Source organism: Shewanella sp. 5S214 (assembly GCF_041439795.1).
GTDB classification, from domain to species: domain Bacteria; phylum Pseudomonadota; class Gammaproteobacteria; order Enterobacterales; family Shewanellaceae; genus Shewanella; species Shewanella vesiculosa.
The window spans coordinates 1-1292 of sequence record NZ_JBGOOV010000076.1; the positions used below are offsets into that span (position 1 = coordinate 1).

Consider the following 1292-nt stretch of genomic DNA (forward strand, 5'->3'; position numbering starts at 1 on the left):
CAGGGTGATTATAATATTCATCATATTCTTGATTAAGCCATGAACCAAGCGCCTGATTATCCAGCGCATTAATACCATCAGGGGTTTTTTTTATTCTAAACACACTGCTGAGCATACCGTATTCACTGCAGGGCTGAATGCCAATAATAGGTAAATACATCCACAACTCAGTATAAATATGTACATAGGTTTCGTGGGTGTGAGTTTCTTGTTTATGACTAAACCAGTAGTTGCTTCTATAAGGATAATTAACTTCTTTTGGGGGCTCTACCGTGGCAATATTGCTGACTGGCATAGTTATTTTTAACAGTTTATCTTCTAAAATAAACCGCTCAGTGACGAGCTGAGTAAAATCAGCACCACCAACAAAGCCTTGCCACAAGCTCTTCAATAAACCCATTATGCCGTTTCTTGCCCAGATGAAGTTTGCAGAGCTAACGAAGTATCATTGGATAGTCGCGATTGTGGCTCATCTGCAACATAATCAGTTAATGACACCATCTCCATCACCCGTTGCTGGGTTTGATTGGCCGCCTTGCACCACTTTTTATGCTTATCAGACCGATCAACACGATGACTAAAACGCACCACTAAATAATGATCTTCATCTAAACCTAAACAATACATGTCTTTTCTGCTTCTTGAACGGGGGTTGACCAGTTGATAAAATACCCATTCAGTATTATTAATTTGTACCGTGATTGCATCTGGAATCGGTGGATAACCACTGCCACTAATATAAGCCTCCAGTTGCTCCGTCATCACCTCATCTGATAGCGTTGTATGTCTACTCATTTCAGCTCTTAACTCGGTATTGCAACCTCGAGCTTTATCTCCAAGAATAGGGTCATTATAATATTCATCATATTCTTGTATCACCCAAACTCCTAGAGCCTCATTATCCAGCGCATTAACGCCATCAGGGGTTTTTTTTATTCTAAATGTGCAGCCCTGCATACCATATTCACTACTAGGGAAAATACCGATAATAGGTAAGTACATCCACAACTCAGTATAGATATGCACATAAGTTTCATGGGTGTGAGTTTTTTGTTTCTGACCAAACCAATAGTTGCTTCTATAAGGATAATTAACTTCTTTTGGGGGCTCTTCCGTGGCAATATTACTGACTGGCATAGTTATTTTTAACAGTTTGTCTTCTAAAATAAACCGCTCAGTGACTAGCTGAGTAAAATCAGCACCACCAACAAAGCCTTGCCACAAGCTCTTCAATAAACCCATTATGCCGTTTCTTGCCCAGATGAAGTTTGCAGAGCTGACGAAGTATCATT

General features: G+C 39.9%; 1 protein-coding gene and 1 pseudogene. Both read right to left on the bottom strand.

Annotated features, from left to right (window positions below; all coding sequences use genetic code 11):
- Positions 1–400 (bottom strand): annotated as a pseudogene (locus ACED29_RS21115) (hypothetical protein); the annotation flags it as partial.
- Positions 400–1242, bottom strand: coding sequence for a hypothetical protein (locus tag ACED29_RS21120; RefSeq protein ID WP_371698687.1), 843 nt, complete (start codon positions 1240–1242; stop codon positions 400–402). The gene ACED29_RS21120 and the pseudogene ACED29_RS21115, both read right to left, overlap by 1 nt.
- Between the last annotated feature and the right edge of the window lie 50 nt (positions 1243–1292).

Coding starts and splice junctions, on each gene's coding strand:
- ACED29_RS21120 (WP_371698687.1), bottom strand. CDS start 1,242: ATGGGTTTATTGAAGAGCTTGTGGCAAGGCTTTGTTGGTGGTGCTGAT.